We start from the raw sequence: 23,738 nt of genomic DNA, 5'->3' as shown, positions 1-23,738 counted from the left end.
CGCCAGGGGCGCCGCCCCCCGGAGACCCGCCACCCGGTCGTCCGCGTCCCGGCAGGCCCCGAGGGACGCGGCCGCCAGGCCGGCGCCGCCGCGGCCGGCGGCGAAGGCACCCGCGCCGAGGACTCAGTCGGCCCGGGTACCCGCTCCGCGGGCAGCATCCTCCGGGGTCAAGCGTTCGGCGCCGTCTGCCGGCGGCGCATCCGCATCCAAGCCATCCGCGTCCAAGTCCCCCGCGAAGTCCCCCGCGCGCCCGTCGGCAAGGACCTCGCCCCGGCGCTGAGCCCGCGGCACCAGCGCCGGCCCGGCGCGGGGTCCCGGACCCAGTACCGCCGCCGCCACCCCGGCGAGAAGCAGAAGACCTCCGGTCACTTCGGCAGGAGAGGGCACCTCGCCCAGGACCAGCCATGCCGTCGTCATCCCCACCACGGGGACCAGCAGCGTGAACGGCACGACGGCGGCGGACGGATAGAGCCCCAGCAACCGGTTCCAGATGCCGTAGCCCACGAGCGAACCGAAAACCGCGGTGTACAGGGCGCTCAGGACGGTCACCGGTTGCACGTCCACGATGGCCTGCGACACCGCGGCGGGGCCGTCCACCAGCAGTGACAGGCCCAGCAGTGGCAGCGGAACCACTGCGCCGGACCACACCACGAGGCCCAGTCCCGAGGCAGCCTTCGCCTTGCGGGCCACGACATTCCCGGCGGCCCACGACAGGGCGGCGGCCAGCACGATGATGAGCGGCAGCACCGGGGCCACCAGGCTTCGTCCGACGGCAACGATGGCGAGTCCGGCGATGCCCAGCACGACGCCGGCGAACTGCCGGCGGCTGGGCCGTTCGCCGAGGAAGCCGGCAGCCAGGAGCACCGTCAACAGCACCTGCGCCTGCAGGACCAGGGAGGCGAGGCCGGCGGGCATGCCCAGCCCCATGGCCAGGTAGAGGAGACCGAACTGGCCGGCGCTCATCAGGAGCCCCACGCCGATGATCGCCTTCCAGCTGACATCCGGCTTCCGGATGAAGAAGATGCACGGCAACACCACGATCGTGAAGCGCATGGCTACGAAGAGCAGCGGGGGCATGTCTGCCCCGTCCGGGTGCAGGCCAAGGTCGATCGCGACGAAGTTGACGCCCCACAGCACAGCGACGAGCAGGGCCAGGGCGGAATGGCGGGGGTTCACCCTCCCACTATGCCGGTTTTGGCGGCGGTCCGCCCCTGCGACGGGGGCTGGGGCCGGGGCTCAGGGCCGGCGTCCGGGGCAGAGGTTCCGTGTCAGAGGTTCCGGGGATGCTCACCACGGGGCTGGTTGTCCTCCGGGTTGGGGGCATGGTCGCCGGCGTCGGGGTTCCGTGCGGTGCGGTCCCGCCGGGGTTCCTCGCTGCTGCTTCCTTCGGAGGTCGGTTCCTCCTGCGCCTGGGTATGGCCGCGTTCGGTGGTGACAACGTCCGGATCCAGCTCATCGGCCTTCCGGAGCTGCTCCTGGGCACCGGCATGGCCCCGTTCCGCCTCGTCCTGGCGCGCGCGGGCTTCCTCGCGCAGACGCTCGGCGTCGACTTCTGCCTGTTTGGCGTCCGCCTCGGCGCGGGCGGCCTTGGCTTCGCGTTCCTTTGCGCCGAGCTCGTCGGCCCGGGCGTGCTCGCGCATCTCCACGGCCTTGTTGCGGTCCTCGGCCACCTTGCGCCTGCGGCTGAAGAGGATGGCCGCTGCGGCGATGGCGAGCACCACCACGACGCCGACGATGATCCCGATGAGCTGTCCTGAATCCACGATGATCCACCTTTTCTCTGGGCCCGAATTTACACCTCAGTAAACAGCATCAGTAAACAGCAGAATCGCCGGCATGACCATGCGTTCGGGGCCGGATTCGGGGCTCGATTCGGGCACCCGGTAGCGCCGTGAAGCCGGCTACTTGGCGCGGGGAACCTTGAAATGCGTGAGCCGGGCGTCCTGGCCGTCCAGCTCGGCCCAGGACTTCTCGGTCTCCATCACGGTCAGCCCGCTGGTGGGGTACCGGGTGGCTGCGTCCATGTAGGCATCATGGTTGGAATCACGGGAGGCCAGATGCATGGCGAGATCCTGCACGCCGGGCATATGGGAGATCACCATGAGGGTGGTTACGGTGTCCGGGACATGGTTGATGACGGCCAGCATCCGCAGTGCCGAGCTGGCGTAGAGCCCGTCCTCAAGTTTCGGCGTCGGGGCTTTGTCACCCAGTTCGCTGCACACCCAGGTGCAGGTCTGGCGGGTCCGCAAGGCACTGGAGCACAGGATGAAGTCGGGGATCACATCATGCCTGAGCAACCATTTTCCGGCCAGCGGCGCATCCCGGTGGCCGCGTTCTTCCAGCGGACGGTCGTGATCCGCGACGCCGCCTGGCCAGTCTGCCTTGGCGTGGCGCATGATCACCAGCCGTTTGATGTGATGCGCGCTCATGGGTCAATCCTAATGCGGAGGCTGATCCCCCAGCGCACAGCCCACGGAGGCTAGTCAGTCATCGAGGATAAAGGTCACTTCCAGCACGACGTGCCAGGCAACCACTGCGCCGTCGTTGATTTCAACCTTCTGTTCCTTGACCCACGCGCCGGTCACATTGCGCAGTGTCTTGTTTGCCCGGTCGACTCCTTCCTTGATGGCAGCGTCGAACGAGGTCTTGGAGTTGGCGCTCAGGGTAGTAATACGTGCAACAGACATGGTTCCTCCCAATAGTCGGATCAACGCTCCGAGCCTACGCCGCACTCCCGAAACACAACAGAGTCCAGCAGCCGCCCAACAGCCGCGAAGGCACATGCTCCTCAGCCGGTGGCGCACAAAAGCCACGTGCCGGCCAGCGAGGGAGCTGAAGCTTAGCGGCACATCCCGAAAGCGCGCAGCGTGGCGTTTTGCGTAGTGCCGCATCGCCGACTGAGGAACGAAGGAGGAAGAGAGCTGGCCGGATTCCTTGTCCGAGCTTGCGAGGTCAAGGGAGCCAGCGAACGCTAAGGCACGGCAAATGCCACGCTGGGCGCGTGGAACCCGAGGCGGGGAAAGCGAAGCGCCCGCCCCCTGCAACAGGGAACGGGCGCTTTGTGTGGACCAAAAAGCCTAGATCGAGTATTCCGGAGCGGCCCAGACAACCACCTCGGGGTGCTCATAGAACCGGTACCCCTGGCCGCGCACCGTCCGCACGGTATTGGCGAGGCGTCCGAGCTTGGAGCGCAGGCGGCGAATGTGGACGTCGATGGTGCGCTCATTGGGCACCTCTTCGGCGTTGCGCCACAGGCCCTCGAGCAGCTCGTCCCGGCCCACGGTGCGGGTGCCGTTCTCCACGAGGTAATTCAGGAGCTCGAATTCCTTGAACGTGAGGTTCAGGGATTCGCCGTCGAGGTGGACCTCGCGGCGGGCAAGGTCGATCAGGACGCCGGAGGGACGCGGATCCTGCGGCTGCTGCAGGCGGGCCGACTCGGCGCGCTGCCGGGCGCCAACGGTGGGGTCCCCGAAGGTGGAACGGACGACGTCGAGCGCGGAACCCGGGGCGCTGGCCGGTGCAACGGCGACGGCGGCGTAGCTTTCGGCACCGGCAACCAGGGACTGGGCATAGGTGCGGATCTCCTGGGCAAGCTTGGCAATCGATGTGCCGGCAGCCGCCGCAGTCTCTTCGTCAATGCCCATGTAGAGCACAAAGCCGCGGGCAACGTTGTCGGCCGGGGCGGGGCGGACCGGGCTACCGTTGCCCGGGGCAATCACGGGAGTGGGCGCCGTCGCGGGGGCGGCCGGGACGGCGCGGAGCTGTCCATAGGAGTTCGGGTTGTAGCCCTGCGCCGCGTAGCCCGGGGCCGGGAAGCTGTTGCCGGATCCGGTGGGGAACGACGGGCGGCCGCCGAAGCCCTGGCGGATGCCGGAGGCCTGGCCGGCCTTGCTGGCGTTACGGACGGAGATATGGACGTATCCGGATGCAACTGACATGGATTGCTACCTCAATGTGAATGGCCGTCATCGCGGCTCGAATGCTATTTTTCCCCGCAATGAAAAGTGGGGAGGGGCGCCCGACGCTGGGCTGGGGGCGAATGCCTAGAAACTCTCGGGGGTGTAAAAGTTAGGCGTGCATTCGACAACAGCGCATCTCGGAATCAGCGGGTGCGCTGAACCGGGAAGCTGCGGCTGCAGGTGCTGTTGAGTTCTTGTTCACAATTGAAGTGTGCAACGTAACAATGCGAACTTGCAAGTAACAATGGATCCCGGCGTCCACATTGTGAGACAAAAAGCAGAAATGTAGTGCAGATCACAATTCTGCTTTGCCAATCAAATAACAAGTGTTATGCACACTGGGCGCATTCCAGCGGGTATGGCCGAAGATTCTTCGCCACATAGGGACTATTTCCCGAAACGATTCACGGTAGGGCAATTCGGCAAAACCGTTTGCCTACTGATCATCCAAAGTCCACCGTCCCACAGAGTGGTCACCCGCCGGGCACCAAAAGGCCTGGCGGCCGGGTGTCGCGGGCCACAATTGTCCACGGCGGCAGTTGGCTCCCACTGTTCGCTCCGATGCCGCGGCCACGTCCAGCTCGCTAGGCTGGGATTCACAGGTGCCGCACAGGATCCCCAAAGCCGCGCCTAACCGGCAGAACGGAGAGTTGTCCCATGGCCACCTCGCACTCCATGACCAACAACCTCCCCCAACTCTCGCATCCGGACGGCTCACCCATCCGCGCCCTCGTCGTCGACGACGAACCCAGCCTCTCCGAGCTCATGAGCATGGGCCTGCGGATGGCAGGCTGGGCGGTCGCCACTGCGGCCGACGGCCCCGAAGCGGTCAAGCTCGCCAGGGAGTTCCGCCCCGACGTACTGGTGCTCGACGTTATGCTTCCCGGGTTCGACGGCGTTGAGCTGCTCGGCCGGATCCGCGCCTTCGCCCCGGAAGTCCCCGCCCTTTTCCTTACTGCCAAGGACGACGTCCAGGACCGGATCACCGGCCTCGCTGCCGGCGGCGACGACTATGTCACCAAGCCTTTTAGCATGGAGGAGGTGCTGCTGCGGCTGCACCGCCTGGTCCAGCGCTCCGGCGTGGCAGCGATGGACACTGCCGAGCTCGTGGTCGGGGACCTCGTCCTCAACATCGACACCCGGGACGTCACGCGGGCCGGAGAGGAACTGCACCTCACGGCGACGCAGTTCGAACTCCTGCGCTACCTCATGGAGAACCCCAAACGCGTCATCAGCAAAGCCCAGATCCTGGACCGGGTCTGGGACTACGATTTCGGTGGCCAGGCAAACATCGTCGAACTGTACATTTCCTACCTCCGCAAGAAGGTCGACGCCAACCACCCGCCCATGATCCATACCGTCCGCGGCGCCGGCTATGTCCTGAAGCCGGCTGAGTGATCCGTGCCAACACGCACCAACAGGACAGGCGCCGATAGGACAGGCGCTTCCGGGCGAAGCTGGCGCAACCCGTCCACCTGGCATCTGCGCACCCGGCTGGTCCTGGTCGCCATGGGCCTGCTTGTGGCGATCTGCGGTGCCGTCGGGGTGTTCAGCTATGCCTCAATGGACCTGTTCCTGACGAAACAACTGGACTCGCAGCTCGAGCAGGCGTCCGAACGGGCCCGGGAATTTGGCCGCCCCGGACCCGGGAACGGGGACGGCCGGCGGGATCCGCTCGAAGCCCGGGGCCAGGGCGTCGGCACCCTGAATGCGCGGATCCTCAACGGCGCCGTCAGCAGCGCCGCCTTCCTCGCCGACGACGCCAGCCGCAAATCCCTCTCCGCCGAGGACATTGAGATCCTCGTGGCGCTCACCCCCACCGGCGGCCCCGTTGACCGCACTCTCTCCGCCGGCGCCTACCGGCTCACTGCCGCCCGGGCCCCCTACGGCGACGTCATTGTCACCGGGCTGCCGCTCGCCGAGAAGCAGAACACCCTGGGCTCGCTCGTGTGGACCATGGTGGTGGTCTCCGCCGGCGGCCTCGTCCTGATCGGCCTCGCCGGCACGGCCCTAATCCGCCGCACCATGAAGCCGCTCGAACAGCTCTCCGAAGTGGCCACCAAGGTCGCCCGCCTCCCGCTCGACGCCGGCGAGGTGGCTCTCGCGGTGCGGGTTCCGGCGTCGGCGGCGCATCCCGGCACGGAAGTGGGAAGTGTTGGCTACGCACTGAACCAGATGCTGGACAACGTCTCCAATGCCCTCGAATCGCGGCAGCAGAGCGAAATGAAGGTGCGCCAGTTTGTGGCCGATGCCTCGCACGAGCTGCGCACCCCGCTGACCGCCATCCGCGGCTACACCGAGCTGATGCGGATGACCGAACACTTCACCCCGGACGGGGAGAAGTCCCTGGCCCGGGTGCAGAGCCAGTCCGAGCGGATGACCACGCTGGTGGAAGACCTGCTGCTGCTGGCACGCCTGGACGAGGGCCGTCCGCTCAAGTTCAGCGACGTCGACCTCACCCAGCTGGCGATCGAGGCGGTCAGCGACGAGAAGGTCATGGCCCCGGGCCATGTCTGGCAGCTGGAGCTCCCGGAGGAACCGGTGGTGGTCCGCGGCGACGCGACCGCGCTCCACCAGGTTCTGGCCAATCTGCTGTCCAACGCGCGCAAGCACGCCGGGCCCGGCACGACAGTGATCACCGCGGTGGTGCGGTCCGCCGACGGGGGCGCCGTAGTGACGGTGACGGACAACGGCAGCGGGATCGACCCCGAGTTCGTCGGCAGGATCTTCTCGCGCTTCGCCCGGGCCGACGCCGCCCGCAAGAATCAGGCAGTGACGACGGCGGCACATGCCAGCGTCGCGGCGCCCGGCAGACCGGGGGTGCCGACGGCGGCGGTTCCCACTGCCGAGGGGACCAGCGGGCTGGGCCTTTCCATTGTGCAGTCGATCGTGGCGGCCCACGGCGGGACCGTCGAAGTCACCTCCCGGCCGGGCCGCACGGAATTCGCCGTACTGCTTCCCGCCGGACCGCCGCCGGCCTAGCCCACCGAAACGGAGAGCGGAGCCAATCGGGGAGCGCAAGCCGACGCACCGCCGTCGTGCTTCTCGTTACCGAAATGTGACTTAAGCGTCCGGCTCCTGTACCGTTTTTAGGGTGCGGCCACCACTGGGGCCGCATATCTGGACGGACGCCAAACTCTGCCGCTTCCCGGATTCCGCTCGACCAGGCAGAGGCGGGGAACCCAGAGTTCCCGGGCATTCTGCATCTTTGCACCCTTGGGGTGAAGCCGACACGTGAGGTTCCGTGCGGCCGGATATCGCATCCGAACCCGACAGCTAACTCCGCAGGCGTTGAGAGGCGATCATGACTGACTTCAAGGCACCAACGCGCCACGAGAGCGCTAACCGGGCAACCCGCCCAACGGCATCGCGCCACCGCGCCGAGGAAACCCGACCCGCATCAGCCCTGTCCCGGTTCACCGCTGGCCTCGGATCCACCGGCCGCCGCGCTGCCCTCGTTGCCGCCACCTGCGCCGTGCTCGTAGGGGTGGGGGCCGCCGGGCAGGCCGCCGAGACTGCCAACCGCAACGCCAACGCCGGCAACTCCAGCGAGGCGTCGGCCACCACCGCGGACCCGCTGACGCACCTTGACTTCGAAAGGGTCCGCGTCGATTCGCAGTCGGCCCTGCCCGGCACCGCCGGCATCGCACCCCAGGCCGCCGAAGTGAAGCCCGCCGAAGCCCCGGCGGCCGCGGCGGCCGTGGCTCCCGCACCGGTTCCTGAACCGGCACCGGCACCGGCCAAGCCGGTTGCCGTCGACGACCCTGCCGGCGCGCAGGCCTACGCCGCCGCGCAGCTGGGAGCGTACGGCTGGGCTGCCAACGAGATGCAGTGCCTGCAGAAGCTGTGGACCAAGGAATCCGACTGGAAGACCACCGCCACCAACCCCAGCAGCGGGGCCTACGGTGTGGTCCAGTCCCTGCCGGCCGAGAAGATGGCCAGCGCGGGCGCGGATTACCGGACGAATTACCGGACCCAGATCAACTGGGGCCTGAACTACGTCAAGGAGCGCTACGGCTCACCCTGCGGCGCGCTGAACTTCCACTACGCCAACAACTGGTACTAGGCAGCACAGGCAGCATAGAGCACGGCCAATAGGGAGGCCCCGGATCCGCTGGATCCGGGGCCTCCCGCCTGCCTGTCAGGGAATGGGTCGCCGGAACCACGGTCCCGAGGGCGCCACTCGTGGGCATTTTCGCTAGTTCGTCGGGGGGCTTGGGCCGGGCCAAAACCCTTTCGCGCCGGGGGGACATGCCCATTCCTCGCACCCGGGACAGGTCATAACCGGAATATGTCCCCGTGCCAGCGGCCGCGCTCCTTCCCAGTTGCCCGCCGCAATGCCGCCTGCCGGCCCGAGAAAAGCCCGGATTCCCGCGCACTTTTGGCTTCCGGCGCCGAAGCAACTGGGAAGGACCGTCACGGTACGGGCGCGCGCGGCATGTCCGTCCACGCGTTGGTGTGTCCGACGGCGGGGAACCGGGCTGCTCCGCGGGAGGACATGCCCAGTCCCCTCACCCGGGACCGGGCACAACCGGAACATGTCCGCCCGCTGGCCCCAGAGCGGGGCATGTCCCCTGAGCCCGGCCAACCCGCCCCTTGGATCCAAACGCCCGACGAACTAACGAAATGGCCGCTAGCCGTTCGGACGGTTGGGGAGGTACTGCACCGCCCATTTGTTGCCGTCTGGATCGGCAAAATAGACGAAGTGCCCCCAGGACTGGACATCGACGTCGCTGACGTCCACACCGTTGTCCTTGAGCTGCTTGTGCGCGGCGTGAATGTCACTGACCACGAGCTGAAGTGTGGAGGCGGTGCCTGGCGGCGCGTCGGTGATGCCTTCTCCCATGGCGATCGAGCAGCCGGAGCCCGGCGGGGTCAGCTGGACGAACCGGATACCGTCCATGGGCCGCTCGTCGAAGTCGGCGTTGAAGCCCACCTTGTTGACGTAGAAATCCTTGGCGCGGTCCACATCGGACACGGGGACAAACACAAGTTCAAGTTTCCAGTCCATGGGGGCCAGGCTAGTCCCGGCCCGTATTTTCCGGAACCCTAGGCCGCCGGCGTCAGTTTCGACGGCGGCGGGCCTAGCCGGCCACGCCGTAGAGGCGGTCGCCGGCGTCGCCCAGACCCGGCACGATGTAGGACTTTTCGTTGAGCTTCTCGTCGATGGAGGCCAGGACGATGGTCACGTTGGCGTCGGCAAGTTCTTCTTCCAGCTTGGCCAGACCCTCCGGGGCGGCCAGCAGGCAGATGCAGGTGACGTCGGAGGCGCCGCGCTTGAAGAGGAACTTAATGGCCTCGCGCAGTGTGCCGCCCGTGGCCAGCATCGGGTCCAGGACGAAGATCTGGCGGTCCGTGAGGTTCTCGGGGAGGCGCTCGGCGTAGGTGATGATGTCCAGGGTTTCTTCATCCCGTGCCATGCCCAGGAAGCCCACCTCGGCGGTGGGGACCAGCTTGGTCATACCCTCGAGCATGCCGAGCCCGGCGCGCAGGATGGGGACCACCAGCGGGGTGGGCTTGGTGAAGGCGGTGCCGATCGTGGTGCTGACCGGAGTCTCTATGGTCACCGGCTCGGTACGGACTTCGCGGGTCGCCTCGTAGGCGAGGAGCGTGACGAGTTCCTCGGTGAGCTGCCGGAAGACCGGGGAAGGGGTGTTCTTGTCCCGCAGAACGGTGAGCTTATGGGCGACCAGCGGGTGGTCCACAACGAGAATGCGCATGGGTCAAAACTATCACCCGGCGGCTGTTGACCCGCCCGTGGGGCCGCGGGCGCCGACGTCGTCCGTAGTGGTGCCTTCGCTCCCGGCAGCAAGGGTGGCGGGGCCGCCGTCGACGCCGTTCGCGCGGCCGGTGCCGGCGCCGTCGGGGCGTCCGTCCCGGAGGTGCGCCGGGTGGTCAAAGGTCGGCGCCGGGCCTGCATGCTCGCGGTGCCGCAGCGCATGGAACAGCCGGTGGGCCAGGATCACAATGCCCAGCCAGGCAAGTCCGAGAAGCCACGCGGCGATCACATCCGTCATCCAGTGATGCCCCAGGAAAACCCGGCTCAGGCCCATCGCCACGATGAAGATCACACCGGCGGCGATCACCGCGGCGCGGGCCGAGGTTTTCTTCAGCTGGAGGCAGGTCAGATAGACCAGCACACCGATGACCACGGTGGAGTTGAGGGCGTGCCCGCTGGGGAAGGACGGGGACGTTTCGTACGGCGGCACGGCGTGGACGAAATCCGGGCGGGCCCGGCCGAACAGGTTCTTCCCGAACGTCGTGGCCGTGATGGACACCGCAGCGGCACCGCAGACCAGGATGATCGGCCGCCAGGTGCGGTTCAGCCAGGTGAGCCAGGCGGTGAGGATGCCCGCCAGGATCGGCATGCCGATGCTTCCGCCAATATTGGTGAAACCTGTGACGGCCGAGTTCAACTCCGGCGTGCGCAGGTCCTCGGCGAGGGCCAGGGCCGGTTCGTCCAGGTTCGCCAGTCCGGCCTCGTCCACCACGTTGTCATACACTTCGGCGCCCAGCAATGCCAGCGCCACGACGACGATGCCGCCGATCACCAGGGTGAGCCACAGGGCAGCGTAGGGGACCACCCATTTGCCCCAACGTTCTGCAAAGGTCTTCACGGCCGTCTCCCCAATGCTTTGCTTTTCACAGCTGCCCTTTCCTCGAAACTATCATTGAGCAATGACTTCCCCGGAGCCCCGCCATGCAGAGTGGATGGGCCTTGCCCTCGCCGAGGCGCGGGCTGCGCTGGCCACGGCGGATGTGCCGATCGGCGCCGTCGTGATCGGGCCCGACGGCGCGGTGCTCGGCTCCGGGCGCAACGAACGCGAAGCGCTCGGGGACCCGACGGCGCACGCCGAGATGGTGGCAATCCGCCAGGCCGCAGCCCGGCTGCAGGAGCGGCGGGCAGCGGACGGCAAGCCCGGTGACGGCTGGCGGCTGGCGGACTGCACCCTGGTGGTGACGCTGGAGCCCTGTGCCATGTGCGCCGGGGCGGTGGTGCTGGCCCGCATTCCGCGGGTGGTGTTCGGCGCGTGGGATGAGAAGGCCGGGGCGGCCGGCTCGGTGTTCGACGTCCTCCGCGAACGGCGGCTCAACCACTGGGTGGAAGTGTATGCCGGGGTCCGGGAACAGGAATGCGCGGCGCTGCTGCACGACTTCTTCGCCGGGCACCGCGGCAGCTGAACCGTGGACATCGCCGCTCCCCTCTGCACCTGATTCGCCTGGCCGGCGCGCTAGTGTCCCGCGGATGCTGCAGCGGATGCCGCCAGCGCGTCGATCCGTTGCTGCCGGGTGGCCGGTGAATCGAGGCTGAAGGCGCGGAAGTCGGCCAGGTCCTCCCGGATCCAGGCCTCCACCTGGGCGATCCGCCGGGTCACCGCCGGAGTGGTGGTGTGGAACAGCCAGGGCACGATCCGTTCCTTGCCCGGCTCGTACTGCCAGAGCCCGATGATCCGGCCGCGGTCCAGGATGGGATGGTCCGGGAGGTCCGCCTGCAGGGCGAGCGAACCCAGGGCCGTCGTGTGCCGGCTCTCATCGGCGAGCAGGTCCGCGGCGTTGCGGCGCAGCAGTACCAGCGAATCCGTCCCGGCAAGCAACTGGATCTGCTCGTCGCCGGGTTCCTCGAACGCTGCGAGGCGTTCGACGTCGTCGGGCAGCATCCACAGCCCCCCACCCCCCGCGGTGGTCACCTCAACGGCGCCGACGGCGGCCAGCGCCGCCTTGCTTTGGGCCACGGTGAAGGCCGAGAACCACTGCGACTGTTTGACGGTGGCTCCGCCGGTCCAGCCAAGGTAGCGGCGGATCAGCTCGGCTCGGGTTTCGTCGGCAGCGAGCGGGCTGGCCGGCAGGACCCAGGGCTCGTAGGCGTAGTGCTGCTGGTCGAGGCGTCCGGTGGCCGGCACCCGGCGGATCCGTCCCTGCGATTGCAGGATGCCGAGGGCGGTGGGCAGGGTGGTGGTGGCGCCCTTCTTTTTGCCTTCTTCGCCGAGGTTCCGCACGGAGTCGCCCAGCTCGTCCTTGAGTTGCCGGGGATCCAGCGGCGCGTCGGCATCGGCGAGGATGTGCAGCACCTGTTCCTCGAGCAGCGTGATTTCGCCGCGGTCGACGCCGAGCCGGCCCACCACCTTGACCGTCGCCTCGGCGGCGTCGCGCCCCAGCTGCAGCGCCCAGGCGAAGTCGTCCCGGCCCAGGACGTAAGTGCAGCCGCGCGCGGTGGGGAGTTCGAGGATCCGGTGCGCGAGGACGTCGGCGTCCACCTGTTCGCGTCGGATGCCGGCGCGGGCGAAGAGCGTGAGGTAGGGGTTGGCGCCGCCCACGGAGCGTGCCCAGCCGGCCCGGGCAAACACCTGTTCCGCGGTGCAGCCGGCGAGCGAGCCGTCGAGGCCCTGCCGGTGCCAGGCCCAGGCGCGGAGCCGTTCCGGGGTGAGAGTCCGGGCCGGCGGCGCGTTCGCGGCCAGGGGCTGGGTGCTGAGGGGCTCGGGCGTCATGGGGTCATTGTCCAACAGCTTGTGCGGCAGGGGAATCGTCTGCGGCGGTCTTTTCGTGCGGCGTGGCTGCCGGGCGCCCTGTGTCCGTGGCACCGGCCAGCGCCGCCAGCACCGTAAGTGCGGTGGTGTCCCAGCCGGGCAGGCGCTCCCGCGCGGCGACGGCGGCCGCGCGCCAGCGGCTGCGGAGCGCCGGTTCGGTGAGCCAGCGGCGCAGGATTTCGGCCAGCGGTGCGGGGTCCGTGCTGAGGGGGACGGCGGTGCCCGGCAGGGTTGTCTCCCCCGGCCGGGCCCCGGCCGCGAGCGCTTCGACGGCACCGGTGCCGGTCCGCACCACCGCTGGCACACCACGTGCGATCGATTCGGTGACCACCAGCCCGTAAGTCTCCGCCCGGGAAATCAGCAGGCTGAGGTCGGCCGCAGCCCGCTCAGCCTCCAGCGCCTCGCCCCGCAGCTCCCCGGGAATCCGGATCCGGTCCTGCAGCCCCAGCCGTTGCACCGTGTCCCGAAGCCGGGCCGCGTAGGCGGGGTCGGCGGAATCCGAGCCGACGAGCGAGGCGGTCCACGGCAGCTCCGTCAGCGCTGACAGGGCGGCGATCAGGAGCGACTGGTCCTTGTTCGGCAGCAGGGCGGCCACGGCGATCAGGTGTGGCGGCTCGGATCCGGCGGCAAGCGGGGCGGGCCCGGAGCCCGGGAGGGCAACCCGGACACCATCCATCCCGTGCCGGGCCCGGATTCCGGCTGCGGCCGCGCCGCTGGTGCAGATCACCCCGGCCGCTGCCCGCAGTGCCCGGCGTTCCAGCCCGGTTTCATCATGTCCGGCATCCTCCAGCGGCATGTGGAGCAGGATCCAGGCCGGGCGCCCGGCGGCCGCGGCGGCTGCCAGTTCCTCCGGCGCCCCGCACGCGAGCAGTCCGTCAACGACCGTGACCTCGCCACCGGCTCCGGCCGTCAGCAGGGCACCCAGCCTCCGCCGGTCCGCCTCGCTGCCCACCGGCCAGTCGCCGTCGAGCGGGCACGTCTCCACGGCGGCTCCCAGAACGGAAAGCTCCCGGGCGAGGGCGGCGTTGTAGACGTTGCCGCCGGAATTGTGGCGCACGTTGCCGGGCACCACCAGGCGGATGCGGAGGCCGGACGGCTGCACCGGGTTCCTAGCGGGCGACGAAGTCGAGCGAGTAGCCGGCCCAGGCGTCGGGGGTTTCGCGCAGCGTGACGTCCAGCCCGGCGAGCCCGCGCCCGTCCTGGCCCCCGCGGATCCGGGCGGCCACCGCGTCGGCGATGTACTGGGCCAGGGCCTCGGTGGTGCTCAGCTTCCCGGCGAAATCGGGGTGCTCGTCCAGGTTTTTGTAGTTCAGCCCCTCGAGGACCGAATCCAGCACGTCACCGGCGTCGCCGATGTCCAGCACAATCGAGTCCTCGTTCAGGGCCCGACGGCGGAAGGTCACCTCCGTGACGAAGGTGGCTCCGTGCAGGCCCTGGGCGGGGCCGAACGCCGGGCGGGGCAGGCTGTGGGCGATCATGAAGTTGCGGCGGACGGTCAGGCTGAACACGGATTTACCTCGTGGCTTCTGTTGTGGCTGTTGTGGCTGTTTCAGGGGCGGGCTGTTCACTGACTGGGTATTCAATGACATGGCAGAGTGCGTCCAGCGTCCCGTCGGAGAGCTGCTGGACCACGTCGGGAAGCCCTTCGAAGCTGGAGGACCCCGTGAGGAACACGTCGAAGACGGGATCGGCCAACAGTGAGACCGCGAGCCGGAGCCGGTCCGCGTGCGTGCGGCGGTGGCGGCGGGCCCGGGCCACCACGCCCACCTGGCTGGCGCGGATGGAGAGCCGGCGGGCGTGGAAGTCCTGCCCCAGCGGCAGCGTGACGTTCCGGTCGGCGTACCAGGACATTTCGATGACGTCGCCCTCGTCGCCCACAAGCTGCAGGCTACGTTCCAGGCCTTCCTGCGAGGCGGAGCAGTGGATCACGATGTCGCAGTCCGGCAGGGCGTCGTCGGGGTGGCTGAATTCGACGCCGAGGGTGTCCGCGAGCACGCGTTTTCCCGGGTCGACGTCGATCAGCTGCAGCCGTCCGAGCGGGAAGGTGCTGAGCAGTTTGGCCACCATGCCGCCGACGAGGCCGGCGCCGATCACGGCGACGCGGTCCCCCAGCCGGGGGCCGGCTTCCCAGAGCCCGTTGACGGCGGTCTCGACCGTTCCGGTGAGCACGGCGCGGCGGGCCGGAACGCCGTCGGGAACCACGGTGAGTGATTCGACCGGGACCACGTAGCGGTCCTGGTGCGGGTACAGGCAAAAGACCGTCGTGCCGCGCCAGTCCGCGGGGCCTTCCTCGACGATCCCTACGGACAGGTAGCCGAACTTCACCGGGGACGGAAAGGAACCTTCCTGGTTGGGGGCGGCCATTTCCTCGGCGACGCAGTCAGGGACGCGGGCGTTGTGCACCACGAGTTCGGTGCCCTTGCTGATGCCCGAGAACAGGGTCCGTACGAGGGCTTCGCCGGCGCCGGGCGCGGGCAGGTCCTCACGCCGGAGCTCACCCTTTTCGGGTCCGACGGTCCAATATGCGGTGGCTGTGGTGTGGTGCTGGGTCTGCTGTTGAGAGTTGCTCATCTTGCTGACGAATCTAGTCCGTGGCTTCGGCGCGGGGAAGAGCCGCGCGTCCGGGCGTGCCGCCGCGCACGGCAGGAGACGGCGCCGTTTTGTGGATGAGCGCTTTGCTCCGGTACCCTATACAGGTTGGTGACGTGTCCGAGCGGCCGAAGGTGCAACACTCGAAATGTTGTTTGGTGAAAGCCAACGTGGGTTCAAATCCCACCGTCACCGCGAATGAGAAAGGCCCTACTCCCCTTGCAAACAAAGGGAAGTAGGGCCTTTTTGTTTATCTGAGATCAAGGGTCTGGGCACACTCTGGGCACCCTTGATTATGAGACGGCATGATCGACGGCCTCCGAAACCGGGTCCAGGTCACCGTCGAATAGATACGCGTAACGTCCAACGTCATCGCTACCGACGCGTGACCGAGCCTTTTTTGAACGACTTCTGACGTTGCCCTGACGAAACGGCGAAGCTCGCCGCCGTGTGCCTAAGTTCGTGCGGAGTGATTCTTGGAACTCCCGAAAGCTTCACTGAAGATGAGTCCTTGGCATGAGGGCGGCGATTCTTCCAGAGCCAAATGCAACCGGTGACGGCCGGTCCTCCGGCTGGCAGGGGTTGTGCATTCTCAGCGGCGGAGGTGTGCCAGCATCTCGGGCGTTGTCTGCAACACTCGCGGGGATGATTTCGTCTGGATGACCAGGCCCTCGAGTTCCTGCCCGCCGTCCTATAATTCAGCAACCCATTTGGCGCGCTGCTTGTTTACGTAGCCGATCTTTCGTTCTGGACGGCCAACGGTGATCGCGACTGCGTTGGGGTCATGACTGTTGTTCGACTCGCGGGCGACGGACACCCGCTGCCCGTTCCGGAACTTGAACGGCCTGTCCTGGTCCTCGTAGAAGCCCATGCCGACGACGCGAAAGGCAAAAATGTTGAAGTGGCGCAACGCCAAAGTGTTGTAGTCCAGCAGCTTCCCATCGGGAAGGGTGAAGTCGAGGCCATTGTTCGATGGGACCAATTTCAACGGGGGAAGCCCATCGGGTCCGGCGACCAGTAGTGACTTGGCTTCCTCTGCCGGGATGTATCCGGCGCGGTAACCCTTGACTGTCTGTCCTGCCGCCTGCGCCGGCCGCTTCTCCGCCTCATAGAACTTGCTCGTCGCGTCCGACTGTCGATACGGCTCGTGCGGAGGTGTCACCGCTGGTTCGGGCCGCGCTTGAGGCTCCTGAGGCTGTCCATCCAGTGGGCGCTGGGTCCCATGGCCGGCCGCAGCCACGGAAGCAAGCCACGCGCGTATCGGCGACAGGTTGGATGAGGCACTGTGGATTATGGAGAAAATCTTCGAGCTCGGAAGTTACAGTTCTCAGACCGACATGGGGTTTACCCGTACACGGGGTCCGGGGAGGACGGCTCACCGCGGATGGAACTAATGGTGGCGGCCATGAGGCCGGCGACGATGGCGAGGACGCCCGGCGGAAGAATCGCGGCCACGATCATGTTTTCGCTGTTCCCCGAGGCGATCGCCAGTCCGACGGCGACGGCTGTGAGCAGGACGGCCCCGGCCCAGTAGGCACGCCAGACCACCCGGATGGTTCGTGCCCGCCCGGCGTTCTTCGCGTTCCATTCCCGCCGCACCCGTTGCACCTCGTCGGTGTGGGACTCGGGGCGTTCCCGGAAGGACCCGATCGCGGCGTCGGCATCCGCCGGGGTCATGAACTCGCAGAGGAGCGCGCGCACACGGACGAGCACCGCCTCCGCGTCGATCGTCTCGTTCACGCTCTCGTCGAATCCGGTGACAAGGGCGTCGATGAACGCCTGGACGTCGTCGTCCGTGCTCGGGGCCTCGCCGTCGAGCTCGCCATCCCAGAGCTCACGGGCGCGTTCGGCAGCGACCGCAGCGGCGGGGTACAGGTGGGCGCGCATCGCTCTCGTCAGAGAGTCGACCGTGAGATTGCTCATGAGGGCCATGGACTCATTGTGCACCGCCGCGCTCACGCATCACGCCACGGCGGCGCCGCGCGCATCCGCCGGGCGCGCCGCACACATCCCACCCCTGGGCCTTACATACCACCCGGCCGCTGATCGCCCTTGTGGGTCCGCAGGTTCTCCTGCACCTTGCCGAACAGATCCTTGATGGCAGTCTCGGTGTTCGCGAGCTTGTCCGGCTGCACATAAACCTGCTGGGTCGGCGGAAGGCTGTAGGAGGCCGGCACGCCGCCCGAACCGGCCACGCCGTCGAGGGCGATAGTCACTCCGCCCTCCTTCCGCGCGATCGCGCCGATCCGGCCAAAGATCAGCGTGAACTCGTCCGGCTCGAAACTCACGGTCAGTCCGACATGTGTCCGGTCAAGATCGCTTGCAGTGACGGCCTTCTCATTACCGGTCCCCGAATAGCTCATGTCCATCTCCTGTGGCGTTGGCGGCGTTGTACGCGTGCAGTCTATGTCCGTGCCCCGGAGGGCGGATAGGTTCCCGCAGGTGGAGAATGCGTCTATGACCAATGACGCTCCCCGCCCGGTCTACTTCCTCTCGGACAGTACGGGCATCACCGCGGAAACCCTCGGCAACACGTTGCTGACGCAGTTTCCCGAGAACGATTTTGACCGCATCACCGTCCCCTTTATCACCACGGTTGACCAGGCGCGGGCGGTGGTCAGCGTCATCGACGGACTGGCCGCCACAGGACTGCGCCCCATCGTCTTCTCCACCGCGGTGGGCAGCGACATCCGCCAGACCCTGGCCAAGTGCAACGGAATCGTGGTGGACCTGATCGGGACGCACGTCGGCGTGCTGGAAAGTGCCCTTGGCACCCCGGCGAGCGGGGAACCGGGACGGGCGCACGGGCTGGGCAACGCGGCACGCTACCAGTCCCGGATGGCCGCCGTCGAATATGCCATGGAGCACGACGACGGCCAGAGCCTGCGCGCCCTCGAAAAGGCGCAGGTCATCCTGGTGGCCCCGTCCCGCTGCGGAAAGACGCCCACCACGATGTATCTGGCGCTGCAACACGGCATCTTCGCGGCGAACTTCCCGCTGGTGGACGAGGACTTCGAAAAGGAGGGGCTCCCCCGGCCGCTCCGGCCGTTCATTTCGAAATGCTTCGGCCTCACCACCAATCCCCTGCGCCTGAGCCAGGTCCGCACCGAGCGCCGCCGCGGCTCGCCCTACGCGTCGCTGCGGCAGTGCGGTTTTGAGCTGCGCAGCGCCGAGCGGCTCTACGTGTCCCATGGGATTCCCTACCTGAATTCGGCCAGCGTGTCGGTGGAGGAAATGGCCGCCACCATCCTCCAGCAGATGAATCTCAAGCACTAGGAAAACGGTTCACAAGTGTTGCGTGGACCACATCATGTGGAAACACCGGCGCAGACCTGTCACTGTGGACAGGACTTGCGCCCATCAACCGGCGATCGCCCCACGCGGGGCGGCGATACCTCATGCCACCATCTGCAAAGGAGCAGCAACCATGACGACAGACATCCTGTGGTTCTCAGAACTCGGTCTCAAGGATCTGGACCGGGTGGGCGGCAAAAACGCCTCCCTCGGCGAAATGGTGCAGAACCTGACGTCTGCCGGCGTCCAGGTACCGGACGGCTTCGCCACGACGGCGGACGCCTACCGCAGTTTCCTGGCCGACTCGGGCCTGGACCAGAAGATCGCCGACAGGCTGGTCGGCCTGGATACCGACGATGTGACGGCCCTGGCCGCCGCAGGCCAGGAGATCCGGACGCTGATGCGCGAGACCGCCTTCCTGCCTGATTTCGAGACGCAGGTCCGCGCCGCCTACCAGCAGCTGGTGGACAAGCACGGCGGCTCCGAGGACCTCTCCTGGGCCGTCCGCTCCAGCGCCACGGCGGAAGACCTCCCGGATGCCTCCTTCGCCGGACAGCAGGAAACCTTCCTGAACGTCCGCGGCATCGAGAACATCCTGGTGGCCATCAGGGATGTCTTCGCGTCCCTCTACAACGACCGCGCCATCGCCTACCGCGTGCACCACAAATTCGAGCACGCCGAGGTGGCGCTCTCTGCCGGAATCCAGCGCATGGTGCGTTCCGACGTCGGCGCCTCCGGCGTGATGTTCACCATGGACACCGAATCCGGCTTCAATGACGCTGTCTTCGTCACCTCCTCCTACGGCCTGGGCGAGGCAGTGGTCCAGGGTGCCGTCAACCCGGACGAGTTCTACGTCTACAAGCCCGCACTGCAGGCAGGCCGCCCCGCCATCCTCAAGCGCGGACTGGGCGAGAAGGCGCTCCAGATGACGTACACGAGCAACCGCGAAATCGGCCACACCATTGACTTTGTTCCGGTTGAGGCTTCCCTGCGGAACCGCTTCAGCCTCACGGACGACGACGTCGAGCAGCTCGCCCGCCACGCGGTCGCCATCGAGACCCACTACGGGCGCCCGATGGACATCGAATGGGGCAAGGACGGGATCGACGGCGGCCTTTACATCCTGCAGGCGCGCCCCGAGACCGTGCAGTCCCGCAGGCCCGCAGGCCAGCGGACCCGCTTCCGCCTGCACGGGACCGGCCGGGTCCTTTCCGAGGGCCGCGCCATCGGGCAGCGGATCGGCGCCGGCCGCGTCCGGATCCTCACCTCCATCGATCAGATGGCCGCCTTCAAAACCGGCGACGTCCTGGTCGCAGACATGACCGACCCGGACTGGGAACCGATCATGAAGCGTGCCTCCGCAATCGTGACCAACCGCGGCGGCCGCACCTGCCACGCGGCCATCATCGCCCGCGAACTGGGGATCCCCGCCGTCGTCGGCACCGGAGACGTCACGGACGTCCTCTCCGACGGTGTCGAAGTCACCGTGTCCTGCGCCGACGGCGAGACCGGCTTCATCTACGAGGGGCTCCTGGACTTCAGCGTCGAGGAAACCGAGATCACTCAGCTGCCCGAGGCCCCGGTCAAGGTCATGATGAACGTCGGCACCCCGGAGCAGGCGTTCACGTTCGCGCAGCTGCCCAACCACGGCGTGGGCCTTGCCCGGCTGGAGTTCATCATCAACCGCCAGATCGGCATCCACCCCAAGGCGCTGCTGAACCTGGACGAGCAGCCGGCGGACGTGGCCGCCCAAATCCGGGAGCGGATCGCCGCCTACGCTAGCCCGCGCGACTACTACATCAAGCGCCTGGCCGAAGGCGTGGCCACCATCGCGGCGGCGTTCGCGCCCGAGCCGGTCATTGTTCGAATGTCCGACTTCAAGTCCAACGAGTACGCCAACCTGATCGGCGGACCGGCCTACGAGCCGCACGAAGAGAACCCGATGATCGGTTTCCGCGGCGCCTCCCGGTACCTCGAGCCGTCCTTCCGGGACTGCTTCGATCTGGAGTGCGAGGCCCTGTCCTTCGTCCGCAACGAGATGGGCCTGACCAACGTCAAGCTGATGATCCCGTTCGTGCGCACGCTCGACGAGGCCAGCGGCGTCATCGACCTGCTCGCGGAGAACGGCCTGCGCCGCGGCGAAAACGGCCTCGAGGTCATCATGATGTGCGAGCTGCCGTCCAACGCGCTGCTGGCCGACGAGTTCCTGGACTACTTCGACGGGTTCTCCATCGGCTCCAACGACATGACCCAGCTGACCCTGGGCCTGGACCGGGACTCCGCGATCGTCGCCGGCAGCTTCGACGAACGTGACCCGGCCGTCAAGAAGCTCCTGAGCATGGCCATCAAGGCCTGCAAGGCCCGCGGCAAGTACGTGGGGATCTGCGGCCAGGGACCGAGCGACCATGCGGACTTCGCCGAGTGGCTGGTCGGTGAGGGCATCGATTCCGTCTCGCTGAACCCCGACACTGTGGTGGACACGTGGCTGCGCCTCGCCGGCGCGGGTGCCGCCGCCGGCGCCGCGGCCAGCTAAGAACACGCAGCTAACTGGGCACCCCGGTCTTCGGACCGGGGTGTTCCGTTTTGCCCGGCACTCCCTGGCCATCGTTCCCTTGCCTAAGACCGCTGCCCGGGCCTTAACTAGTACGACAGCTGCCCCAGGCCGAACTGGTTGCGCAGCCTCCCGCCGAGGCCGGCGCTGAAGGCTGCTGCCCCTGGTCAGCGGACGCCCGCTGGACGCCTGCACAAGCAGACACCTGTCCCGCCGTGAGGTTGTCCATTGAGCTGCGGCTCCCGCACACGGTTAGCTAAGTCCCATCAGCGTTCCGCATCAATGACGTTCAGGACACATCGTGACTTTGCAGCAAGACCGGGCCAACGGCGCCCCAGGTACTTGGACCGACGTACGCACCGGCGACCGCACTGAGGACCTCCCATCCGGCCGGCCGTGTCCGGAGGACTGCCACTTCTGCTCGGGACCTGAGACGGACTGACCCCGGACCCGCGCCGCTAGACCCGGGCGCGCTGCAGCCGGCTGGCGGCGGCCCTGTCCAGGACGAGGGTGATGTGCGGGTGGCGCTGGATGAGCGACGCCGGGAAGTCTTCCGTGACGGGCCCTTCGACGGCGCGCGCCACGGCCCAGGCCCTGGGTGATGGCGTGGGTAGGGACGTCCGCTGCCGTGTCGAAGAACCGGGCATTGTCCAGCCGGGTGCTGGCCGCGAGTTCCGCGACGCGGCCAGGCTCGCGGACGCCGTCGCCGCGCTGTCCAGCGCGACGCGGATCGACATCTTCGGCGTTGGTGCCAGCGCATGGGTGGGGCAGGATCTGCAGCAGAAGCTCCACCAGATCGGGCTGACGGCGCACAGCTGGTCCGACGCCCATTCGGCCTGGACGTCGGCGGCCCTGCTCAACGCCCGGAGCGTGTCAGTGGCCCTCTCCCATTCCGGTTCGACCCTGGACACGGTCGAGGCCCTGCGCATCGCCACCGAGGCGGGCGCCCGGACCGTCGCCATCACCAACCACGCCGACTCGCCGCTGGCCCGGATCGCCGACGTCGTGCTGACCACGGCCGCACGCGAGAGCCCGTTCCGTTCCGGGGCCCTCGGCAGCCGCATGGCTCAAATGATGGTCATCGACTGCCTGTTTGTCGGCGTCGCCCAGCAGTCCTACGGCGGCCCCGTAACTTTTCGCGGCACTGCAGAGATCCGCCGGTAGAATCGGGGAAAGCCCGCCGGCGGCCGCGCCGGCGGGCCCAACCGTAAGCCGCCGCTGGTGAGGGAGTGTTCCGTGCGTACAGCCGCAAGAGCGCCGCTCCACGCCCTGCGCTCAGCCATGGTGGCACTGACGGTCGTTTCCCTCGCCGCCGGCGCCCACGTCCTGGCCGGCGGGGAACTGCCCGTCCCGGCCATCCTGCTGGCATTCCTGGCCCTGACCGGCCTCGCCTCCACCGCCGCCACCCGGCTGAAGCTCAACTTCCCCGCCATGGCGGCCCTGCTCGGCGCCGGGCAGCTTATGCTGCATGAGGCTTTCACCCTCTGCAGCGGTCCGGTGCCGGCCGCCGCCAGGGGGTCCGCGCACCACGCCGACGCAACCCTGGCGCCGGTCAGCGCAGACCAGATCCAGTTTCCGCTCCATGAACCGGACTCCACGCTTTCCCTGCTGATGCTTGCCGGCCACGCGCTGGCAACGCTCGCCTGCGCCCTGCTCCTCGCCAGAGGCGAGGCCGCCCTGTGGGCGCTCGCCGCGTGGCTCCGCCCGCTGCTGCGGCTCCCCGCGCCCGTGACGCCCGACGCCGTCACGGCGCCGGCCGAGGCCTGCTGGCCCGGGGATACTGCCCCGCTCCCCTGGCGGAACCTCCGGCGCGACTGCCGCCGCGGCCCGCCCGCCGCCGTCGTCTTCTCCTGACCTCCTTCCCCCGGCCCATTCACCGGCCATCCCATTTCTGTGCGCCCGGCCGCAGCGCCGCGCGCACGCCTGAAAGGCCCGCTTCCATGCGCAAACCCACCAAGTCCGTTCTCCGCCGCACCCTCGCCGCGACGGCCGTGGCCGGCGGAACCGCCGCCCTTATGCTCGCCGGCATCAGCGGCGCCTCGGCCCACGTCGGGGTCACCCCGGACAAAACCACCGCGAATTCTTACGCCCTGCTCACCTTCGGCATTCCGCACGGCTGCGACGCCTCCGGCACCACCAAGATGACCATCACGCTTCCCGTCGAACTCAACGATGCCCAGCCCACGGTGAACCCTAACTGGACGGTCCAGAAGGTCACAGAGCAGCTGCCCGAGCCCAAGAAGCTGGCGGACGGGACCTCCATCAGCAAGCGCACCAGCCAGATCATCTACACCGCAAAAGCACCGCTGGAACCTGCCCTCCGCGACGCCGTCGTGCTGTCCGTAAAACTGCCTGACATGGCCGGGCAGACGCTCTACTTCCCGACCCTGCAGAACTGCGAGCAGGGCCAGACCGACTGGTCGCAGATTCCGCAGGAGGGCCATGACCCGCACTCGCTGAAGGCGCCGGCCCCGTCCGTCGCGGTCACCGAGGCTGCCGGAGCCGCCGCCGACGGGCACAGCGCCCTTGCGGCCCCCGCATCCGACACCACGGCCGGTGCCGCTTCCGGTACCGTCCAGGCCGCTGCGGTGAGCGACACCGGCGCCCAGGCCCGCAGCTGGGCCGGACTCGTCGCCGGCATCGGCGGCCTGGCCCTTGGCGGTGTGGCATTGCTGCGGGGCCGGAGCGGCAAAGCCGTACCGGTCCGCGCGGACTCCTCTGCCAAGGAGTAGCTGACCTCGGTTGATGCCCGGAAATCACAATCCGGGCATCAATCGGGCGCCGCCGTCGTGGCGTCGTTGACTAAGGCAACGACGGGCG

Annotated in this window: 25 protein-coding genes, 1 tRNA gene and 1 riboswitch; of the genes, 10 read left to right on the top strand and 16 right to left on the bottom strand. The window is 67.9% G+C overall.

Annotated elements, in window-relative coordinates:
• Positions 1-123: 123 nt before the first annotated feature.
• The 5 genes from ACZYZE_RS03025 to ACZYZE_RS03005 form a co-directional block, all read right to left on the bottom strand.
• A complete protein-coding gene (locus ACZYZE_RS03025; RefSeq protein ID WP_459319496.1) occupies positions 124-1,176 on the bottom strand; it encodes an EamA family transporter in 1,053 nt (350 codons plus the stop codon).
• A 92-nt stretch (positions 1,177-1,268) separates the two neighbouring features.
• Entirely contained in the window at positions 1,269-1,763 is a 495-nt protein-coding gene (locus ACZYZE_RS03020) for a hypothetical protein (RefSeq protein WP_459319495.1), read from the bottom strand.
• Between the two features lie 138 nt (positions 1,764-1,901).
• Positions 1,902-2,429, bottom strand: a complete 528-nt coding sequence (locus tag ACZYZE_RS03015) for a SixA phosphatase family protein (protein WP_459319494.1) — start codon at positions 2,427-2,429, stop codon at positions 1,902-1,904.
• A gap of 54 nt (positions 2,430-2,483) precedes the next feature.
• Positions 2,484-2,687, bottom strand: a complete 204-nt coding sequence (locus ACZYZE_RS03010) for a dodecin family protein (RefSeq protein WP_463906146.1) — start codon at positions 2,685-2,687, stop codon at positions 2,484-2,486.
• A gap of 390 nt (positions 2,688-3,077) precedes the next feature.
• On the bottom strand, positions 3,078-3,938 hold the full coding sequence (locus ACZYZE_RS03005) for a winged helix-turn-helix domain-containing protein (RefSeq protein ID WP_459319492.1): 861 nt from the start codon (positions 3,936-3,938) through the stop codon (positions 3,078-3,080).
• 678 nt (positions 3,939-4,616) lie between these two features.
• On the opposite strand from ACZYZE_RS03005, the gene ACZYZE_RS03000 reads away from it, so the two are divergent.
• From ACZYZE_RS03000 to ACZYZE_RS02990, 3 genes are all read left to right on the top strand, one after another.
• Positions 4,617-5,357 carry a response regulator transcription factor gene (locus ACZYZE_RS03000; RefSeq protein WP_459319491.1) on the top strand — a complete coding sequence of 247 codons (741 nt, stop codon included), beginning with the start codon at positions 4,617-4,619 and terminating at the stop codon, positions 5,355-5,357.
• 111 nt (positions 5,358-5,468) lie between these two features.
• Positions 5,469-6,941, top strand: a complete 1,473-nt coding sequence (locus ACZYZE_RS02995) for a HAMP domain-containing sensor histidine kinase (protein WP_463906173.1) — start codon at positions 5,469-5,471, stop codon at positions 6,939-6,941.
• Between the two features lie 164 nt (positions 6,942-7,105).
• Positions 7,106-7,265, top strand: a riboswitch (cyclic di-AMP (ydaO/yuaA leader).
• Positions 7,264-8,025, top strand: a complete 762-nt coding sequence (locus ACZYZE_RS02990) for an aggregation-promoting factor C-terminal-like domain-containing protein (RefSeq protein WP_463906144.1) — start codon at positions 7,264-7,266, stop codon at positions 8,023-8,025. Its footprint overlaps the riboswitch before it by 2 nt.
• 567 nt (positions 8,026-8,592) lie before the next feature.
• On the opposite strand, the gene ACZYZE_RS02985 is transcribed toward ACZYZE_RS02990, so the two are convergent.
• The 3 genes from ACZYZE_RS02985 to ACZYZE_RS02975 form a co-directional block, all read right to left on the bottom strand.
• Complete coding sequence (locus ACZYZE_RS02985) at positions 8,593-8,970, bottom strand: glyoxalase superfamily protein (RefSeq protein ID WP_459319489.1); 378 nt, start codon at positions 8,968-8,970, stop codon at positions 8,593-8,595.
• A 73-nt stretch (positions 8,971-9,043) separates the two neighbouring features.
• Positions 9,044-9,679 (bottom strand): uracil phosphoribosyltransferase, encoded by a 636-nt coding sequence (upp, locus tag ACZYZE_RS02980; protein ID WP_459319488.1) that lies wholly within the window; start codon positions 9,677-9,679, stop codon positions 9,044-9,046.
• Between the two features lie 12 nt (positions 9,680-9,691).
• Positions 9,692-10,576: a phosphatase PAP2 family protein gene (locus ACZYZE_RS02975; RefSeq protein ID WP_459319487.1), complete on the bottom strand. Its 885-nt coding sequence runs from the start codon at positions 10,574-10,576 to the stop codon at positions 9,692-9,694.
• Between the two features lie 61 nt (positions 10,577-10,637).
• Between ACZYZE_RS02975 and ACZYZE_RS02970 the strand changes: the two genes are divergently transcribed.
• The gene (locus ACZYZE_RS02970) at positions 10,638-11,141 is read left to right on the top strand and encodes a nucleoside deaminase (protein ID WP_459319486.1); all 504 of its coding nucleotides are present in this window, start codon (positions 10,638-10,640) and stop codon (positions 11,139-11,141) included.
• Between the two features lie 50 nt (positions 11,142-11,191).
• On the opposite strand, the gene ACZYZE_RS02965 is transcribed toward ACZYZE_RS02970, so the two are convergent.
• The 4 genes from ACZYZE_RS02965 to ACZYZE_RS02950 are packed head-to-tail and all read right to left on the bottom strand — an operon-like array spanning position 11,192 to position 15,055.
• On the bottom strand, positions 11,192-12,445 hold the full coding sequence (locus ACZYZE_RS02965) for a DNA glycosylase AlkZ-like family protein (protein WP_463906141.1): 1,254 nt from the start codon (positions 12,443-12,445) through the stop codon (positions 11,192-11,194).
• A 4-nt stretch (positions 12,446-12,449) separates the two neighbouring features.
• Entirely contained in the window at positions 12,450-13,586 is a 1,137-nt protein-coding gene (locus ACZYZE_RS02960; RefSeq protein WP_463906138.1) for a glycosyltransferase, read from the bottom strand.
• Positions 13,587-13,593: 7 nt separating this feature from the next.
• A complete protein-coding gene (locus ACZYZE_RS02955; protein WP_463906136.1) occupies positions 13,594-13,992 on the bottom strand; it encodes a 6-pyruvoyl trahydropterin synthase family protein in 399 nt (132 codons plus the stop codon).
• 4 nt (positions 13,993-13,996) lie between these two features.
• Positions 13,997-15,055: a zinc-dependent alcohol dehydrogenase gene (locus ACZYZE_RS02950; RefSeq protein WP_463906135.1), complete on the bottom strand. Its 1,059-nt coding sequence runs from the start codon at positions 15,053-15,055 to the stop codon at positions 13,997-13,999.
• A 128-nt stretch (positions 15,056-15,183) separates the two neighbouring features.
• Between ACZYZE_RS02950 and ACZYZE_RS02945 the strand changes: the two genes are divergently transcribed.
• A tRNA-Ser gene (locus ACZYZE_RS02945) sits at positions 15,184-15,268 on the top strand.
• 496 nt (positions 15,269-15,764) lie between these two features.
• Here the strand turns inward: ACZYZE_RS02945 and ACZYZE_RS02940 are convergent.
• The 3 genes from ACZYZE_RS02940 to ACZYZE_RS02930 form a co-directional block, all read right to left on the bottom strand.
• A complete protein-coding gene (locus ACZYZE_RS02940; RefSeq protein ID WP_463906133.1) occupies positions 15,765-16,235 on the bottom strand; it encodes an HIRAN domain-containing protein in 471 nt (156 codons plus the stop codon).
• Between the two features lie 182 nt (positions 16,236-16,417).
• Positions 16,418-16,996 carry a hypothetical protein gene (locus ACZYZE_RS02935; RefSeq protein ID WP_463906131.1) on the bottom strand — a complete coding sequence of 193 codons (579 nt, stop codon included), beginning with the start codon at positions 16,994-16,996 and terminating at the stop codon, positions 16,418-16,420.
• 101 nt (positions 16,997-17,097) lie between these two features.
• Entirely contained in the window at positions 17,098-17,436 is a 339-nt protein-coding gene (locus tag ACZYZE_RS02930) for a hypothetical protein (RefSeq protein ID WP_459319478.1), read from the bottom strand.
• Between the two features lie 94 nt (positions 17,437-17,530).
• On the opposite strand from ACZYZE_RS02930, the gene ACZYZE_RS02925 reads away from it, so the two are divergent.
• Together ACZYZE_RS02925 and ppsA are read left to right on the top strand one after the other, a co-directional pair.
• Positions 17,531-18,349, top strand: coding sequence for a pyruvate, water dikinase regulatory protein (locus ACZYZE_RS02925; RefSeq protein WP_459319477.1), 819 nt, complete (start codon positions 17,531-17,533; stop codon positions 18,347-18,349).
• A gap of 151 nt (positions 18,350-18,500) precedes the next feature.
• Positions 18,501-20,900, top strand: coding sequence for a phosphoenolpyruvate synthase (gene ppsA / locus ACZYZE_RS02920; protein WP_463906129.1), 2,400 nt, complete (start codon positions 18,501-18,503; stop codon positions 20,898-20,900).
• Positions 20,901-21,376: 476 nt separating this feature from the next.
• Here the strand turns inward: ppsA and ACZYZE_RS02915 are convergent, their stop codons facing one another.
• Positions 21,377-21,502: a hypothetical protein gene (locus ACZYZE_RS02915; protein WP_459319475.1), complete on the bottom strand. Its 126-nt coding sequence runs from the start codon at positions 21,500-21,502 to the stop codon at positions 21,377-21,379.
• Between the two features lie 22 nt (positions 21,503-21,524).
• On the opposite strand from ACZYZE_RS02915, the gene ACZYZE_RS02910 reads away from it, so the two are divergent.
• From ACZYZE_RS02910 to ACZYZE_RS02900, 3 genes are all read left to right on the top strand, one after another.
• On the top strand, positions 21,525-22,082 hold the full coding sequence (locus ACZYZE_RS02910; protein ID WP_463906126.1) for a MurR/RpiR family transcriptional regulator: 558 nt from the start codon (positions 21,525-21,527) through the stop codon (positions 22,080-22,082).
• Between the two features lie 72 nt (positions 22,083-22,154).
• Positions 22,155-22,772 carry a hypothetical protein gene (locus ACZYZE_RS02905; RefSeq protein ID WP_459319473.1) on the top strand — a complete coding sequence of 206 codons (618 nt, stop codon included), beginning with the start codon at positions 22,155-22,157 and terminating at the stop codon, positions 22,770-22,772.
• Between the two features lie 86 nt (positions 22,773-22,858).
• Positions 22,859-23,650 (top strand): YcnI family copper-binding membrane protein, encoded by a 792-nt coding sequence (locus tag ACZYZE_RS02900; RefSeq protein WP_463906124.1) that lies wholly within the window; start codon positions 22,859-22,861, stop codon positions 23,648-23,650.
• Positions 23,651-23,738: the final 88 nt, after the last annotated feature.

The sequence above is a fragment of the Pseudarthrobacter woesei genome (assembly GCF_055412745.1).
The sequence above is the reverse complement of the archived record's forward strand: the minus strand, read 5'-3'. Positions and strand labels throughout refer to the sequence as shown.

What these genes read in the sequence shown, in the direction of transcription:
- ACZYZE_RS03015 (WP_459319494.1), bottom strand. Translation starts at nt 2,429, where the DNA reads ATGAGCGCGCATCACATCAAACGGCTGGTGATCATGCGCCACGCCAAG.
- ACZYZE_RS03010 (WP_463906146.1), bottom strand. Translation starts at nt 2,687, where the DNA reads ATGTCTGTTGCACGTATTACTACCCTGAGCGCCAACTCCAAGACCTCG.
- ACZYZE_RS03005 (WP_459319492.1), bottom strand. Translation starts at nt 3,938, where the DNA reads ATGTCAGTTGCATCCGGATACGTCCATATCTCCGTCCGTAACGCCAGC.
- ACZYZE_RS03000 (WP_459319491.1), top strand. Translation starts at nt 4,617, where the DNA reads ATGGCCACCTCGCACTCCATGACCAACAACCTCCCCCAACTCTCGCAT.
- ACZYZE_RS02995 (WP_463906173.1), top strand. Translation starts at nt 5,469, where the DNA reads ATGGGCCTGCTTGTGGCGATCTGCGGTGCCGTCGGGGTGTTCAGCTAT.
- ACZYZE_RS02990 (WP_463906144.1), top strand. Translation starts at nt 7,264, where the DNA reads ATGACTGACTTCAAGGCACCAACGCGCCACGAGAGCGCTAACCGGGCA.
- ACZYZE_RS02985 (WP_459319489.1), bottom strand. Translation starts at nt 8,970, where the DNA reads ATGGACTGGAAACTTGAACTTGTGTTTGTCCCCGTGTCCGATGTGGAC.
- upp (WP_459319488.1), bottom strand. Translation starts at nt 9,679, where the DNA reads ATGCGCATTCTCGTTGTGGACCACCCGCTGGTCGCCCATAAGCTCACC.
- ACZYZE_RS02970 (WP_459319486.1), top strand. Translation starts at nt 10,638, where the DNA reads ATGACTTCCCCGGAGCCCCGCCATGCAGAGTGGATGGGCCTTGCCCTC.
- ACZYZE_RS02965 (WP_463906141.1), bottom strand. Translation starts at nt 12,445, where the DNA reads ATGACGCCCGAGCCCCTCAGCACCCAGCCCCTGGCCGCGAACGCGCCG.
- ACZYZE_RS02950 (WP_463906135.1), bottom strand. Translation starts at nt 15,055, where the DNA reads ATGAGCAACTCTCAACAGCAGACCCAGCACCACACCACAGCCACCGCA.
- ACZYZE_RS02935 (WP_463906131.1), bottom strand. Translation starts at nt 16,996, where the DNA reads ATGAGCAATCTCACGGTCGACTCTCTGACGAGAGCGATGCGCGCCCAC.
- ACZYZE_RS02930 (WP_459319478.1), bottom strand. Translation starts at nt 17,436, where the DNA reads ATGAGCTATTCGGGGACCGGTAATGAGAAGGCCGTCACTGCAAGCGAT.
- ACZYZE_RS02925 (WP_459319477.1), top strand. Translation starts at nt 17,531, where the DNA reads ATGACCAATGACGCTCCCCGCCCGGTCTACTTCCTCTCGGACAGTACG.
- ppsA (WP_463906129.1), top strand. Translation starts at nt 18,501, where the DNA reads ATGACGACAGACATCCTGTGGTTCTCAGAACTCGGTCTCAAGGATCTG.
- ACZYZE_RS02900 (WP_463906124.1), top strand. Translation starts at nt 22,859, where the DNA reads ATGCGCAAACCCACCAAGTCCGTTCTCCGCCGCACCCTCGCCGCGACG.